At 42.7% G+C, this 15,787-nt stretch carries 12 protein-coding genes; 11 read left to right on the forward strand and 1 reads right to left on the reverse strand.

Annotated elements, in window-relative coordinates; all coding sequences use genetic code 11:
• Positions 1 to 284: 284 nt before the first annotated feature.
• A complete protein-coding gene (locus tag JMV76_RS00780; protein WP_201501281.1) occupies positions 285 to 1,241 on the reverse strand; it encodes a hypothetical protein in 957 nt (318 codons plus the stop codon).
• Between the two features lie 239 nt (positions 1,242 to 1,480).
• Between JMV76_RS00780 and JMV76_RS00785 the strand changes: the two genes are divergently transcribed.
• The 11 genes from JMV76_RS00785 (at position 1,481) to JMV76_RS00835 (ending at position 15,712) form a co-directional block, all read left to right on the forward strand.
• Positions 1,481 to 2,494, forward strand: a complete 1,014-nt coding sequence (locus JMV76_RS00785; protein WP_201501282.1) for a LysR family transcriptional regulator — start codon at positions 1,481 to 1,483, stop codon at positions 2,492 to 2,494.
• A gap of 286 nt (positions 2,495 to 2,780) precedes the next feature.
• On the forward strand, positions 2,781 to 4,079 hold the full coding sequence (locus JMV76_RS00790; RefSeq protein WP_374190030.1) for an NRAMP family divalent metal transporter: 1,299 nt from the start codon (positions 2,781 to 2,783) through the stop codon (positions 4,077 to 4,079).
• Between the two features lie 345 nt (positions 4,080 to 4,424).
• A complete protein-coding gene (gene prpB / locus JMV76_RS00795; RefSeq protein ID WP_201501283.1) occupies positions 4,425 to 5,315 on the forward strand; it encodes a methylisocitrate lyase in 891 nt (296 codons plus the stop codon).
• Positions 5,316 to 5,408: 93 nt separating this feature from the next.
• Positions 5,409 to 6,041, forward strand: a complete 633-nt coding sequence (locus JMV76_RS00800) for a DUF2059 domain-containing protein (protein WP_201501284.1) — start codon at positions 5,409 to 5,411, stop codon at positions 6,039 to 6,041.
• Between the two features lie 104 nt (positions 6,042 to 6,145).
• Complete coding sequence (prpC, locus tag JMV76_RS00805) at positions 6,146 to 7,285, forward strand: bifunctional 2-methylcitrate synthase/citrate synthase (RefSeq protein WP_201501285.1); 1,140 nt, start codon at positions 6,146 to 6,148, stop codon at positions 7,283 to 7,285.
• Positions 7,286 to 7,509: 224 nt separating this feature from the next.
• A complete protein-coding gene (gene acnD, locus JMV76_RS00810; RefSeq protein WP_227689980.1) occupies positions 7,510 to 10,167 on the forward strand; it encodes a Fe/S-dependent 2-methylisocitrate dehydratase AcnD in 2,658 nt (885 codons plus the stop codon).
• Positions 10,168 to 10,404: 237 nt separating this feature from the next.
• On the forward strand, positions 10,405 to 11,082 hold the full coding sequence (locus JMV76_RS00815; protein WP_201501286.1) for a tetratricopeptide repeat protein: 678 nt from the start codon (positions 10,405 to 10,407) through the stop codon (positions 11,080 to 11,082).
• Between the two features lie 13 nt (positions 11,083 to 11,095).
• Positions 11,096 to 12,340 (forward strand): 2-methylaconitate cis-trans isomerase PrpF, encoded by a 1,245-nt coding sequence (prpF, locus tag JMV76_RS00820; protein WP_201501287.1) that lies wholly within the window; start codon positions 11,096 to 11,098, stop codon positions 12,338 to 12,340.
• 18 nt (positions 12,341 to 12,358) lie between these two features.
• The gene (locus tag JMV76_RS00825) at positions 12,359 to 13,138 is read left to right on the forward strand and encodes a DUF4145 domain-containing protein (protein ID WP_201501288.1); all 780 of its coding nucleotides are present in this window, start codon (positions 12,359 to 12,361) and stop codon (positions 13,136 to 13,138) included.
• Positions 13,139 to 13,160: 22 nt separating this feature from the next.
• The gene (locus tag JMV76_RS00830) at positions 13,161 to 15,014 is read left to right on the forward strand and encodes an ABC transporter ATP-binding protein (protein WP_227689982.1); all 1,854 of its coding nucleotides are present in this window, start codon (positions 13,161 to 13,163) and stop codon (positions 15,012 to 15,014) included.
• A gap of 71 nt (positions 15,015 to 15,085) precedes the next feature.
• A complete protein-coding gene (locus JMV76_RS00835) occupies positions 15,086 to 15,712 on the forward strand; it encodes a GNAT family N-acetyltransferase (protein WP_201501289.1) in 627 nt (208 codons plus the stop codon).
• Positions 15,713 to 15,787: the final 75 nt, after the last annotated feature.

Consider the following 15,787-nt stretch of genomic DNA (forward strand, 5'->3'; position numbering starts at 1 on the left):
CAGGATACGGGCTCTCGGGTATGTTGCAATGATTTTTGGTATGAGCGATAGAATTGACTGATAAGCGGCTTGAAAGCACTATTATTGTATGGCTAATTGCTGATGAGCAATTTGAAAAATGGTGATAAAAATGAGATGAATTGCAGTCTAATAAGTAAAATAGCACAGACTATCTCGAGGTATTAAGCAGATATTTAACGCTGCTTGGCAAAATTCAGTCCATTTGAATTGAGAATATACCTTAGATTGAATGACTAGTTGAAATTATGAATGTGCAGCAGACCCTAATCATTGGTCTCACGATACAAGGTACTTTGGGATTCTTCTCTAAAGTCATCATAAGTGATGGCTGCCTCAGCTGCTGGCATGGTCGATGGGGCTTCAGTAGTCTCTACCCCATTAGGATTGGTGTCTGGATTCTCAGTGGGGGATTCCTCTGGTTGCGATATCACTGTCGATTTGTCTATCGCGCCTGTATCAGCAGAAGGTTGGTTGTCATCGGTTACTACTGCTTTGCCAGTGCTAACAGCTGGTGCTGCATCTGTCGTTGTTGTTTTCGTCTCTGCACTATCAGGTGCAATCGTTTTCGTTGAGGTCGATAGAACACCGGTGAAAATTAGTGTTGCTACAATAATAGCAATCAATAATGAGCCAAATATCATGCCAATAATAAGCGGTTTTTTGCTACTTACTTGCTTTTCCTTTGATTTTGCTAATTGTTTAGCAATGGCACTGTCATTTACAGCGTCGTTATTATTAGATAGTTGTTCGTTTCTAACTTTTTCCGCTGCTAATTTTTCTGAATCTTGACGTTTTAAATCATCAGCATTTGCGCTGTCAGCGATATATAAAGAAGATTTATCGTTATTTGCATCAGAGTCTAAAGAGTTGTCAGTATTAGCTATCGGTGCATGATTTGTCGAAAAACCCTCGTCTTTATCGTCATCAGAAAAATCTACATTAATACCTGCGCTCACGCTTTCTTGCTCTAAAGTAGCAAATAATTCTAGCTCTGTGGCGCTTAATGGCTCATACGATGAAAGATGATTGGTATTCTCTAGTGGTTTTAATGCATTTTCTTTGAAAGTAGCGTTATCCTCATTACTATCGACATTTTCGACACGCGTGATAAAACGCTCGTAGATATTATCTTTACGCATACGCTTACGTGGCTTAGTATTAGCAATTTTGGCTAAATTTGCCTCTAACTGCGCATTAGGGCTATTTTTTTTGTCGCTCATGAAGTAATACCAAACCAGTTTTTACCGCGAAAAAGTAGATAATAGCTAGAATTAAGAATAAAGTTTTTATTGTTTGCTAAATTGTAACACTAACGTTAATAAACAATATAGTAGCTCGCCTCGTTCGCTTCAAGCATAATTTGTCGCTTACTGCTCTTATTCGGATAAAATAATCAAAATAGCCAAGAGAAGATAAGCCACAAGCAACGGTGACATCATAAACAAGTGAGCATAAAGATATGGATTTAAAACAGCTCAACGCTTTTATTGCTATCGCAGATTCACGGAGCTTTAGTGCCGCAGCGACTAAAACTGGATTGTCACAACCAAGCTTGAGTCGTCTGCTTAAACAGCTTGAAACAGATATGGGTGTGGAATTGGTCGATCGCTACCATAGACCGCTACATCTGACTGAAGCTGGTACATTCTTTTACGACAAAATCAGCGCCATATTGACAGAAATTGATACCGTCACCAGCATGACGCAGCGGCTATCGACGCCCAGTAGCATGCTGAATATTGGCTTTGTCCCATCCGTGCTTTATGGATTGCTTCCTGAAATTATTGCCATGTTGAAGCAATCCAGCCCCGATATCGACGTCAATCTCAAAGACATCAGCTCATATCAACAAATAGAGGCACTCAAATCTGGTGAGATAGACATCGGATTTGGGCGTTTCCCCCATCAAGATCCATGGATTCAGCAAATACTACTACGTCATGAGCGTTATGTCGTCGCCTTACCAAAAGCGCATCCTTTGGCGCATGTAAAGGAGCAACGGTTGATAGACTTAGCGAATAATCGTCTGATTCTCTACCATCAAACCCATTTACCGATAGCGACTAGCGTAAGATCAACCAGCGCAAAGCTGGATAATAATACAAAATCCAGACGCATAAGCGCTGAGCAATCCGCACATAGCACGCCTATTACTGAACCTTTACTACACTTATTCGCACAATACGGTATTTCGCCTTTTATGACTACGACGGTGAGTGACTTGCAAGTAGCGCTAGGCTTGGTGGCGGCTGGCGAAGGCATTACGCTTGTGCCTGCTAGCCTAAAGACCGTGCGTACCGACCAAATCAGTTATCAACGTTTAGTACACGAAAACGTCACCTCCCCTATTTATCTGCACACACTCAAAGATTTCGTTCATCCCAGCATTTCTGATTTGCTGCGCGCCACCTATCAGGTATATGAGCAGCGCGGCATCACTTATCGGCAGCAAAAATTTGTGTCACAGCCTTAAATTATCAGATATTGAATGGATATTGTGTTATAAAGAACCGCTAAAAAATAATCAGCCTTAATACTCGATATTATCAACTGATTATGCTAACTAAAAAGAATGGCAATGCAAACAAATAGTAATAACAACTAGAATAATCATTCTCCTGACTGGCTTCGGTGTGCTAAAGTCGATACAAGATGAATCGTTTTATATTTAAGCAGTTTATAAAGCCCTTCTCTCATGATCATTGGCAAGCTGACACAGGTAAGTGATAATTTGCCGTTTTAACCATTTAGAGGTATTCATGACCACACAACCACTCAATAACCCACGCACCAACCCAAATGCCACTGACGATACCGCGACATCGCAGCAAGAAGGCTTTAGCTGGCGCATCTTTGGTCCCGGTATTTTGATGGCAACCGCTGCTATCGGTGGCTCGCATTTGATTTCATCGACGCAGGCTGGCGCTATATATGGCTGGCAACTGGCCATTATGATTATTTTAGCCAACGTTTTTAAGTATCCATTTTTTCGCTTTGCAACCGACTACGTCTATGACACTGGCGAGAGTTTGATTGCAGGCTATGCCAAACGCTCAAAAGTATATCTGTGGGTATATTTTATACTCTCTATCCTATCAGCTGTCATTAGTACGGGTGCGGTCTCGCTCATCGCGGCGGTGATACTAGGTTTTATGCTACCCGCTTCCCTTGGGCTATCGACGATGGCGCTGTCATTGATTATCGTGGCGGTTTCTTGGTTCTCTTTAATTGCGGGTCACTATAAGCTGCTTGATGGTGTGACCAAATGGATTATGATTGCCTTGACGACTGCGACCGTCGCTGCTGTCATCATTGCTGCTGGCAAGCCGACAGTCATGGCTGCTGACTTTGTCGCGGCTTCCCCTTGGAATTTAGCAACTTTAGGTTTCATCGTGGCACTCATGGGCTGGATGCCAGCACCGCTTGAGTTTGCCGCCATTACCTCGATGTGGACATCTGCCAAAGTCAAAGCCGATCACACCACCCATCGCCAAGGTTTGCTTGATTTTAACGTCGGTTATGCCGTTTCTGCCATTTTGGCATTGTTCTTCTTATCGTTAGGTGTGTTTGTACAGTATGGCTCAGGACAAGAAATTGAGCTGGTCGGTGGCGCTTATATCAATCAGTTGATCAACATGTATACCGCAACCATCGGTGAATGGTCACGTCTATTGGTCGCTTTCGTCGCCTTTATGTGTATGTTTGGCACGACGATTACCTGTGCAGACGGTTATGGCCGTGCCAACGCTGAGTGCTGGCGTCTAATAAAAGGTGAAAGCGAAATCAACAAAAAGCAAATCGCTTTTTGGACGACCTATGCTATCGGTGGTGGGTTGATGATTATCACTTTCTTTACTGGACAACTAGGTACTATGCTTAAGTTTGCCATGATATCGGCGTTTGTTTCAGCGCCTATCTTTGGCTGGTTGAATTACTCATTGGTTAAAAACCATAAAAAACTGTCTTTTGGTATGAATGCACTCTCTATCGCAGGACTCATCTTCTTAACGGGTTTTGCGCTGTTATTTTTAGCCAATCTTGCTGGACTATTTGGCTAGGTATCGGTTTTAAAAATATCTATTTATATCATAAAAGCCCTTTTAGCTTAGCTATTAGGGCTTTTTGGTAAGCTAAAACCATGAATCGATAAAAATAAGCGCAACCGCTATTGTAAATAAATGTAAATAATGGGCTATACGTGTCTTTGTGAATTCAGCAATATGAATAATAGTTTGAGCAAACCATTAATTTATAGATAATGCTATTTACATAGTGAATAATATTAGTTTTAATAAACTATTTATTTAAATTATTGTGCTCAAACAATGCTTTGCACTCACTGATTATTGGGTATAATCGAACACAATAACGATAATACTATCTCTCTATGCAAGGACACTCACATGACTTTACCTTCAGCAGGCGCACGCTTTCGCAGTGCTTTGACCCAAAAAAATGATAATAACCAGCCACTACAAATTGCAGGTGCTATCAATGCCTATACTGCAATGATGGCGACCCAAGTCGGTCACCAAGCGTTATATCTCTCTGGTGCTGGTGTGGCAAATGCCTCATTTGGTCTTCCTGATTTGGGTATGACTAGCCTTGATAATGTACTAGAAGATGCACGACGTATCACTGACGCAGTTGATACGCCGTTATTAGTAGATATCGATACTGGTTTTGGTGGCGCGTTTAACATTGCACAAACCATCAGAAAAATGGAAAAAGCAGGCGTGGCAGCGGTACATATCGAAGATCAAGTCGCTCAAAAGCGCTGTGGTCATCGCCCAAATAAAGAAATCGTCAGTATTTCAGAAATGGTTGATCGCTTAAAAGCGGCATTGGATGCCAAAACTGACCCTGATTTTGTGGTCATGGCACGTACGGATGCGTTATCGGTAGAAGGTCTTGATGCTGCTGTCGAGCGCGCTGTTGCCTTCCAAGAAGCAGGCGCAGACATGATTTTTGCCGAGGCGTTAACCGATATCGAAATGTATCGTAAGTTCACTGACGTATTGGATATCCCAGTACTCGCCAACATGACAGAGTTTGGTCAGACCGACCTTTACACCACTGATCAACTATATAGCGTGGGTGTCGAGATGGTGTTGTACCCACTATCAGCATTCCGTGCGATGAACAAAGCGGCATTAAACGTTTATCAGCATCTATTGACTGATGGCACACAAGAAAAAGTTGTTGATACCATGCAAACCCGCATGGAGCTGTATGATTTCTTAAATTATCATGAGTTTGAGCAGACACTAGACAAGCTATTTGCTAATAAGTAGTTAAGAATTAGTTATTGGCAATACTGAAAAGATAGCTCACCTTTGAGTGTGTTATCTTTTCGAAATCCGTCTTCATTTACTTTTAGGTTATTTATGCCATTTTTTACTGCTAATACTGCTTTTAAAACGTCACTACTGAGCAGCACGCTTGCGGCGCTATTATTCATGACGGGCTGTGATAAAACACCAGAAACCGCCGACGACACCACCAGTGGTGCAAGCACTGCTGAAGTTGATGCTACCGCACCTGCCACTCAAGATGACTTGGTCATGACAACGATTACGCTAGATACTGTCAACAGCCTACTATTTGCACCGGCTATCAATAGTGGTGCGCTCAGTGCAGAGCAAGTCAGCTGTCTCGAATCACGCGACAAAGACTTGGGCAAAGCCGAAGTCGATAGCTTCTATAAGAGTCAGGTTACCGATGCAGAGTTACATGAGTTGCATAACTTTTATACGTCAGAGGTAGGGAAAAAGCTGATTGCGTTTGGTAATGAGCAATTGCGTGTCATGAATGGTGAAGAGATTGCAACGCCAATGGCTGATCCTACTCCAGAAGAGATGACTGAGATTCAGACGTTCATGGAATCACCACTGGGTGTCAAGTACATGAAAATCAATAATGCAGAAGGCGAAGGCAGCGCAATGGAAGTCTTGAATGTTCCTATTGAAGCGGAGTTTGAGCGTTGTAATGTCGATTTAGATGGTCCACAGCCTGCCTAACGCTCAACTGGCGCTATCATCATTCATCAACTGATAAATTTATTATTAGAAACTTAGAAACACCGTTTTTCACCCAAAAAGCTACCCACAAAAGGAATTTCATCATGGCAGCACAGAACCCATCAACAAAAGTATTGTCAGGCGCAGGGCTACGCGGACAAGTCGCTGGCAAAACCGCTCTATCTACCGTCGGCAAGTCAGGCTCTGGTCTGACGTATCGCGGTTATGACGTGTCAGAGCTGGCAGACAAATGCATCTTTGAAGAAGTGGCCTACTTGCTTCTTTATGGCAACTTGCCGAACCAAACTGAGCTTGACGCTTATCAGACCAAGCTCAAAAGCTTGCGTGGTCTACCACAGTCATTAAAAGACGTGCTTGAGCGCATTCCTGCCGAGTCTCATCCAATGGATGTTTTACGTACCGGTTGCTCTATGCTGGGTAACTTAGAAACTGAAATGAGTTTTGATGAAGAAAACGACCAAGCAGATCGCATGCTTGCGGTATTCCCTTCTATTATCAACTACTGGTATCGTTTTACCCATGACAACGTGCGTATCGAAACCGAAACTGATGATGCCACCATTGGCGGTCATTTCTTGCATTTGCTAAAGGGTGAGAAACCAAACGAGCTACACGAAAAAGTGATGAACGTGTCTCTTATCTTGTACGCAGAGCATGAGTTCAACGCCTCGACCTTTACCGCTCGTGTGTGTGCTTCTACGCTATCTGATATCCATTCTTGTATCACTGGCGCGATTGGTTCACTACGCGGTCCTCTGCATGGTGGCGCTAATGAGGCGGCGATGGATATGATTGAAGGCTTTAGCTCACCTGATGAAGCCGAAGAAGAAATGATGGGTATGCTAGCGCGTAAAGACAAAATTATGGGCTTTGGTCATGCCATCTATAGCGAATCAGATCCACGTAACGTCGTTATTAAAGGCTGGGCTGAGAAGCTAGCTGCTGACGTTGGTGATGAAGTGCTATATCCAGTATCAGTACGCTGTGAAGAAGTCATGTGGCGCGAGAAAAAGCTGTTCTGTAATGCTGACTTTTTCCATGCCTCAGCCTATCACTTTATGGGCATTCCAACTAAGTTGTTCACGCCAATCTTTGTTTGCTCGCGTCTAACAGGTTGGGCAGCACACGTATTTGAGCAACGTGCTAATAACCGTATCATTCGCCCAAGTGCGGAATATACCGGTGAAGAGCTGCGTCCAGTACCAGAGATGAGCGCGCGTTAATCCATATATATTTACTATCTCGGATAAGTGCTTATGCGAGATAACCAGTTTAACTGCTAGATATATTCACAATTTAGCAGTTAAACTTTTTCTTAATAACCTCACTTTCTTTTTAGCCATATTTTTTTAGCAAAGCCTTCTTCTAACTTCTAATTCCACTAATGACTTTGCTAAAAGAATGACTATTTTTTAAATTTAAACCAGCCAACTGCCAAAGGTGAATCATGGACAACGCTCTAGTACAACCAATGAATGATCAATTCAAAAAGCCCCTGCCAGATACCGACCTCTATTACTTTGACACCCGCGAGGCTGTCGAAAACATTGAAGCTGGCGCGTATGACAAGCTACCGTTTTGCTCAAAAGTACTATGTGAAAACTTGGTACGTCGTTGCCCACCAGAAGAGCTAACAGCTGCTTTAAAACAACATATTGAGGGCAAACAAGATTTAGATTTTCCTTGGTACCCTGCCCGCGTGGTTTGTCATGACATCTTAGGTCAGACCGCGTTTGTCGATTTGGCAGGTCTACGTGATGCCATCGCTGAGCAAGGTGGCGATCCGTCTAAAGTGAATCCAATCGTGCCAACGCAATTAATTGTTGACCATTCACTAGCCGTTGAACATGCCGGCGTTGAGGAAAACGCTTTTGAGAAAAACCGTGCTATCGGAGAGCGCCGTAACGATGATCGCTTTCACTTTATCAATTGGTGCCAGTATGCCTTTGATAATGTCAACGTCGTACCGCCCGGTAACGGCATCATGCATCAGATCAATCTAGAAAAAATGTCGCCTGTCGTCCAAGTCGTCCAAAACAAAGCCGGTGAACAAGTAGCCTTTGCCGATACTTTAGTCGGTACAGATAGCCATACGCCTATGGTCGATGCGCTTGGCGTTATCTCTATCGGTGTTGGCGGATTGGAAGCTGAGAGCGTTATGCTAGGCAACCCGTCTTATATGCGCCTACCAGATTACGTTGGTGTTAAATTAACTGGCAAGTTGCAAAAAGGCATTACTGGTACGGATCTCGTACTTGCGATGACTGAGTTTTTACGTGATGCAGGCGTTGTCTCTACCTATATTGAATTCTTTGGTGAAGGTGCACGTCAGCTGAGTGTTGGTGACCGAGCTTCTATCTCCAACATGACGCCTGAGTATGGCGCAACTGCTGCCATGTTCTATATCGATGAGCAAACCATCGATTACTTACGCCTAACTGGTCGTAGTGAAGATCAGATTAAACTGGTTGAGCAGTATGCCAAGCAAGTGGGTTTATGGGCTGATGGCATGGAAAAGGCCGAATACGCACGTGTACTTGAATTTGATTTATCTGCGGTCGTGCGCAATCTGGCAGGCCCATCTCGCCCGCATGCACGTGTATCGACAACTGATTTGGTTGCAAAAGGTATCGCTCATGGCGCTGATGAGAAGCTACCAGAACCAAAAGATGGTCTCATGCCAGATGGTGCGGTTATTATTGCAGCCATCACCAGTTGTACCAATACCTCAAACCCACGCAATATGGTAGCAGCCGGCCTCGTTGCCCGTAACGCCAATGCAAAAGGCTTATTACGTAAGCCTTGGGTGAAGTCTTCATTACCACCTGGCTCAAAAACGGTAAAAATGTACTTAGAAGAAGCAGGCCTGATGCCTGAGCTCCAAGAAATCGGCTTTGACGTGGTTGGCTTTGCTTGTACCACCTGTAACGGCATGAGTGGCGCACTTGATCCTGACATCGAGAAAGAAATCATTGATAATGACTTATTCACTACCGCAGTGTTATCAGGTAACCGTAACTTTGATGGTCGTATCCATCCGTATGCCAAGCAAGCATTTTTAGCATCACCACCATTGGTGATTGCCTATGCTATTGCCGGTAATATCCGTTTTGATATCGAAAAAGACTCGTTAGGAAAAGACCAAGACGGCAATGACGTTTATCTAAAAGATATCTGGTTTGATGATGACGAAGTTGATGCTATTGTCGCGGCAGCAGTGAAGCCTGAGCAATTTAACGCCGTTTATATCCCGATGTTTGATGAAGCCAAAAAAGACACCGGAAAAGCATTAAGCCCACTCTATGACTGGCGCGAGCAGACCACTTATATCCGCCGTCCGCCGTATTGGGAAGGCAAAATGGCGGCGATGAATAAGCTAAAAGGCATGCGTCCGTTAGCGGTATTGGGTGATAACATCACCACTGACCATTTATCACCGTCTAATGCGATTTTGGGCGATTCGGCGGCTGGCGAGTATCTTGATACCATGGGTCTGCCAGCAGAAGACTATAACTCTTACGCAACCCATCGTGGCGACCACTTAACGGCGCAGCGCGCGACCTTTGCCAACCCTAAGCTATTGAACGAGATGGTACGTGACGAGCAAGGTGAAGTCATCCAAGGCTCGCTGGCTCGCGTTGAACCCGAAGGTCAAGTCATGCGTATGTGGGAAGCGATTGAAACCTATATGAACCGCGAGCAGCCACTCATCATCATCGCAGGTGATGGCTATGGTCAAGGCTCAAGCCGCGACTGGGCTGCTAAAGGGGTTCGTCTAGCTGGCGTTGAAGTCGTGGTCGCTGAAGATTTTGAGCGTATTCATCGTCAAAACTTGGTCGGTATGGGAGCGCTACCTTTACAGTTTAAAGAAGGTGTCAATCGTAATACGCTTAATGTCGATGGTACTGAAATATTCGATATCGAAGGCGAAGTGTCTGCTGGCGGTGAGATGACATTGGTCATTAACCGCACAGATGGCACTGTCGATAAAGCCTCAGTGAAATGTCGTTTAGATACTGCTGATGAAGTTAAAATGTATAACGCTGGCGGTATGCTCCAGCGCTTTGCTAAAGAGTTTATCGATGGCACGTTAGATATCGTTTAATAGAAACGAATAAACAACAGCGATAGCTGCCGTACACGTGACAAAAGCCAATGTTATATTTATATGGCATTGGCTTTTTTAGTAGTCTCACAATAGATTCTGATACTCTTTAGTCTTATTAGGCTTCTATCCATTAAATACATTACTTATAGTATTTTATTTAAATGAATTTTCTTAAAAAATAAACATTTGTTTTTCTATTTAGTATAATTGTCATTTTTTATCATAAGAAGTGGCATGAAAAACATCAATAGAACTTTTATTATTTTGATTTCTGTATTGAATCTTAGCGGTTGTAGTAGTCTCACTGATTTATCAATGGTAGACATCTCTATTTCCATTGTCATTATTGCTATTATTATTGGTTGTTGGGTTTCTAATGTACGTACGGGCCGCGATATACAAGAATCCGTTGATAGTATTATACAAATTCGACGGGAACAACTTGAAGTGGCTAAGTCCGATTTGAGACCTGGCATTGATGAAGGCGACCCAGTTTCGCAGTATCTCTTGGCGCTTAAATTTCATACTGGTGATGGTGTCGGTCAAGACTTAGTAGCAGCGTGTTACTGGTACAGTTTGTCCGCTGAAAGTAGATTTATTCATGCCGTGACAACTTTAGCCCTTATGTATATAAAAGGATGGGGTACCAAGCAAGATTTAACTAAAGCTGCTAAGCTTTTGTCTATTGCCTCAAAAGAAGGCGATCTGCAGGCACAGAACTTTTTAGCAGCAGCCTATTTAAACGGATGGGGTGTTCGAAAAAATGAAGAAAAAGCACGTTATTGGCTGCAACAAGCAGCTGCACAAAGCTCTGAAGAAACCAGTAAGTCTTTAAATATGTTGTCGCCGCAATCTATTGAGTCATTAACAATGGTCATTCAAAACGGTGATGAATATATCGTACTAAAATAATAGGAATAAAAAAATGACCCGACCAAACCCTGCTTTTGCTCCACAAATCTCTGTCCCAGCCACTTATATGCGTGGCGGTACCTCAAAAGGTACATTCTTTAAACTATCTGATTTACCACAGCGTTGCCAAGTCGCTGGCAAGTCGCGTGATAATTTCCTATTGCGGGTTATCGGTAGCCCTGATCCTTATGGTAAGCAAATCGACGGCTTAGGCAATGGCAGCTCTAGCACCTCAAAAACAGTCATCTTATCTAAGTCTTCTAGATCAGACCACGATGTGAACTACTTGTTTGGACAGGTCAATATCGCCAAACCAATTATTGATTGGGCGGGAAATTGTGGTAATTTAACCGCTGCGGTAGGTGCTTGTGCCATCAATATGGGCTTAGTCGATACTGATAAGATCGCAAATAGTGCGAATACTGGCATTTGCGAAGTACGTATTTGGCAAGAAAATATCGGTAAAACCATTATCGCCTACGTGCCTGTATACAAAGATGAAAATGGTAACGTACAAGTACAAGAAACTGGCGATTTTGAATTAGACGGTGTGACCTTCCCTGCTGCTGAAGTCAAAATCGAATTTATTGATCCCGTTGATTCATCAAGCGATATGTTCCCCACTGGCAACTTGGTCGATGACTTTGATGTATCCGGCTGTGGCTTGGCTAGCGATAGTGTTAAAGCAACTTTTATTAGTGCTGGTATCCCAACCATCTTTATGAAAGCAGAAGATTTGGGCTTTACCGGTACTGAGCTACAAGGCGACATCAATAGTAATAGCGAGCTACTTGCCAAGCTTGAGAAAATCCGTGCCAAAGGCGGCGTTGCGATGGGGCTGTTTAAAGACGTCAGTGAAGCGCAAACCAGTCAACATATTCCTAAAATCGCTTGGGTTGGCACAGCACAGAGCTATACCGCCTCTAGTGGTAAATCTGTTAATGCTGATGAGATTAATTTAGTCGTACGCGCCATGAGTATGGGGCAACTGCATCACGCCATGATGGGCACAGCAGCGGTTGCAATAGCAGCGGCAGCAACGACACAGGGTACATTGGTCAATGAAGCGGCAGGTGGCGGTCAATCTAAAAATCAACTTAGTGAAGTGCGCTTTGGTCATCCATCAGGAACGTTATTAGTAGGCGGAAAAACTGAGCAAGTCGATGGACGCTGGCAGGCTAAAAAAGTATCAATGAGCCGCTCGGCAAGACGTATCATGGTTGGTGGAGTCTTTGTACCAGCAGATGCTTTTAACTAATAATTAAGGTATCAAGGAATGAATAGAGATCTATATAAGCGGCGATTTACCGTAGATGACCCACCTGATTATATTTGCCCTAAGTGTAATATTGGACTTTTACGAATTAAAGAAAATAGCTTTGAAGAATTTGAAGAACTTGATGCAAAAGAAATGCAGAATAAACATGAGCTTGATCAAGACTTGATTGATTATATTTTTCACTGCATTTTTGAATGTAATAACCATAAATGTGCTAGTAAAGTTGTATGTACAGGACGCGGAAACGTGGATTTTGATATAGACGTCGATGAGTTTGGTAGTCAATCACAATATTGGTATAGCGACTATCGACCATTATTTTTCCATCCAAATCTCAAGTTAATCACTATCCCAGAAGATACACCTGCTGATATCGAAAAACTACTCAATCAGTCATTCGAACTATTCTTTACCTCTCCTTCTGCAGCAGCCAACTTAATAAGAATATCTATCGAAGAAGTTCTTACCGATCAAGGTGTAGACCTGTATTCTAAAAAAGATGACAGTAAAAAAATGTCTCTACATAGTAGGATTAAAGAACATCTACCAGATAAATATCAAACTATAAAAGAGCATCTTGAAGCTGTGAAATGGTTAGGTAACGCTGGCAGTCATTCAGATAATGAATTAAGTTTGAACGATACTATGGATGCTTATGAACTGGTTGAGTACATTCTCTTGCAAGTGTATGCGCCTCCTACTGATAATTTAAATACATTGGCACAAGATATCAATCAATCTAGAGGCCCAATAAAAAACAGACGTCTTAGTAATTAATGTAACTTTGTAATAAGGTATTATGCCAACTATTCCTACACTCAACAAACCTCCGCTAGAGAAGAAGCCGCCACTCAAAAAAACGGAGCGGCGCGCTTTGTTATGGGATATCCTCAAAAAGCTTGCCGTTTTTGCCGCGCCATATAAAGTATTAATTATTGCCACTTTGATATTGACCGTGCTGGGTTCGTTTACCGCTCAGGTCAATGCCTTTGTGCTGCGCTATGCCGTTGATACTTTGACCGAAATTTCCACGCTTGCCGAGCCATGGCAGGCAGGCTTGCGTATGCTCGGCATCATTAGTGCGGTACTCTTAACCAAAGAGATCTTGTCGATATTCATCTCGTTTGGGCAACGCTTCTTTGGCGAAAAGATTCGTATCAATCTATCACGTGATTTATCACAAAAAATCATTGAGCGCATCCTCACCTATCGGATGGCATTTTATACCAGTAGCGAAAACGACAGCGGCAAGTTGCAAACGCGTATCGACTATGGTGTCAGTAGCTTAACCAGTTTAGTGCAAAACTTCTTTATCGATATGTTACCGCTATTTGCCAGCGCGATCGTCTCACTCATCATTATGTTTTCGACCAATTTTTGGATAGGCTTGGTCGGTCTTATTATCATCCCGATATATTTCTTCATCAGTCAAAAACAAGCGCGGCGTCTACAAGGATTCCGTCGGCAGATGCGTGGCTATCGAGAAGCCAAAAGTGGCTTGGTTATCTCCTTGATCAACTCCATCAGCGTGGTGAAATCCTTTGTTCGTGAGTCGATAGAAGCAGAAAAACATTTAACCATTCAAAAAGACATGACTGACAATCAGCTGCGTATTCGCAGTATTGGTTTTATTTATGATGCGATAAAGACCTTTATTGAGCAAATTGGTGTAGTCGTTATTATTCTGCTGACGTCCTACTTTGTATTAAAAGGCGAGATGACCATTGGTATGATTTTATTCCATGTCATGCTATTCCAAAACGTCGCCGCCCCTATCCGCCAATTGCATCGTATTTATGATCAGATTAATAATGCCCTGACTTACGCTGAAGGCTTCTTTGATATATTAGAAGATGAAAGCCAAGTTGAAGATATCACGGGCAGAAGTAGTGAAAATTTAAAAGGTCATATTGAGCTGAAAAACGTCGATTTCACGTATCCGAATGGCACGCAAGCGCTAAAAGATGTCAGCTTTACTATCAAGCCCAATCGTATTACTGCGCTGGTGGGTTTAAGCGGTGCTGGCAAGAGTACGATTATTAGCTTATTGGTAAAGTTTTATGCGCCAGATAGCGGCACCATATGGCTAGACGGACATAATTTAGCCGACTGCGATACTCATGAATTGCGTCAAAATATTGGCTTGGTACTACAAAGTAATCATATATTTTCCGGTACGATTAGCGAAAATATCCGCTATGGTGATATGAATGCGACAGATGAAGATATTATTATTGCAGCAAAAAAAGCCTCTATTCATGAGCAAATTATTAATTTAGCAGAAGGCTATGAGAGTACAGCAAAGTCATTGTCTGGTGGTCAGCAGCAGCGTATCGCGCTGGCACGGATGTTTTTAAAAGATCCACCCATTGTGTTTTTGGATGAGCCAACCGCTAGCCTCGATGCCATCGCCAGCCAACAAGTGAAGAAGAGCCTAGATCTCATCAAAAAAGATCGTACCGTGATTATGGTCTCGCATAATATTGCCCAAATTATCGATGCGGATGATTTGGTCGTGATAGAAGATGGTCGCGTGGTTGAAACCGGTACGCATGAAGCGCTATATGAGAAACACGGCAAGTATTTTGAGATATTCAATGCCATGTCGGATAGCTTAAATTTGGATAAAATCAGCCAGACTCTAAAGGGTTAGGAATGGTTAATGTGTACCTAAATCGTTATAATGCCAATCTTTTACCGCCTATTTCCAGAAGCTAGCCCACTATGACTTGTGAATTTTCTATCAAAACCTTTGATGAGCTGACCTCAGTTGATCTCTATCATATTTTAAAAGCCCGATCACAAGTGTTTGTGGTTGAGCAAAACTGCGCTTATCAAGATATGGATGAGATGGACTTTGATTGCCTACATCTTATCGCGCATCAAAACGAGGCGTTGGTAGGCTACTGCCGTATCATTCCGCCTGAATTTAATAAATTAAAATCCAATCTATCGGTCGCCGACCCTACGATTAAGACCAATCATACTGCTATGCCTGCCATCGGTAGAGTGCTGGTATTATCAGAGCACAGAGGTGACGGTATAGCGCGGCAGATGATGATTCATGCCATTGCGCACTGCCGTAAAAAATATGGTAAAAAGCGCCCAATTATACTCTCTGCACAAGCCTACTTACTCAGCTTCTATGAGTCCTTGGGGTTTGTACCTGAAGGCGATCATTATCTCGAAGACAACATAGAGCATGTGAAAATGGTTCTATACGTTGCCAAGAAAAACAAAGTACAAAAAGAGCGTACTGAGTCTGCCTCCACAACGAACAAAGTATTAAGTTTTCTGCTGTTTATCATGGCGGCTTTATTTGTGTTAGGTCTGCTATATTTGATGATTTAAGCGCGCCGCAAGGTTTTAATTTTTAACATAATTCAGTTTGGTTGTTTCATATTGATTATGCTACTTTTAAATGAT

Source organism: Psychrobacter cibarius, assembly GCF_904845955.1.
Classification (GTDB): domain Bacteria; phylum Pseudomonadota; class Gammaproteobacteria; order Pseudomonadales; family Moraxellaceae; genus Psychrobacter; species Psychrobacter cibarius_B.

What these genes read in the sequence shown, in the direction of transcription:
- JMV76_RS00780 (WP_201501281.1), bottom strand. Translation starts at nt 1,241, where the DNA reads ATGAGCGACAAAAAAAATAGCCCTAATGCGCAGTTAGAGGCAAATTTA.
- JMV76_RS00785 (WP_201501282.1), top strand. Translation starts at nt 1,481, where the DNA reads ATGGATTTAAAACAGCTCAACGCTTTTATTGCTATCGCAGATTCACGG.
- JMV76_RS00790 (WP_374190030.1), top strand. Translation starts at nt 2,781, where the DNA reads ATGACCACACAACCACTCAATAACCCACGCACCAACCCAAATGCCACT.
- prpB (WP_201501283.1), top strand. Translation starts at nt 4,425, where the DNA reads ATGACTTTACCTTCAGCAGGCGCACGCTTTCGCAGTGCTTTGACCCAA.
- JMV76_RS00800 (WP_201501284.1), top strand. Translation starts at nt 5,409, where the DNA reads ATGCCATTTTTTACTGCTAATACTGCTTTTAAAACGTCACTACTGAGC.
- prpC (WP_201501285.1), top strand. Translation starts at nt 6,146, where the DNA reads ATGGCAGCACAGAACCCATCAACAAAAGTATTGTCAGGCGCAGGGCTA.
- acnD (WP_227689980.1), top strand. Translation starts at nt 7,510, where the DNA reads ATGGACAACGCTCTAGTACAACCAATGAATGATCAATTCAAAAAGCCC.
- JMV76_RS00815 (WP_201501286.1), top strand. Translation starts at nt 10,405, where the DNA reads ATGAAAAACATCAATAGAACTTTTATTATTTTGATTTCTGTATTGAAT.
- prpF (WP_201501287.1), top strand. Translation starts at nt 11,096, where the DNA reads ATGACCCGACCAAACCCTGCTTTTGCTCCACAAATCTCTGTCCCAGCC.
- JMV76_RS00825 (WP_201501288.1), top strand. Translation starts at nt 12,359, where the DNA reads ATGAATAGAGATCTATATAAGCGGCGATTTACCGTAGATGACCCACCT.
- JMV76_RS00830 (WP_227689982.1), top strand. Translation starts at nt 13,161, where the DNA reads ATGCCAACTATTCCTACACTCAACAAACCTCCGCTAGAGAAGAAGCCG.
- JMV76_RS00835 (WP_201501289.1), top strand. Translation starts at nt 15,086, where the DNA reads ATGACTTGTGAATTTTCTATCAAAACCTTTGATGAGCTGACCTCAGTT.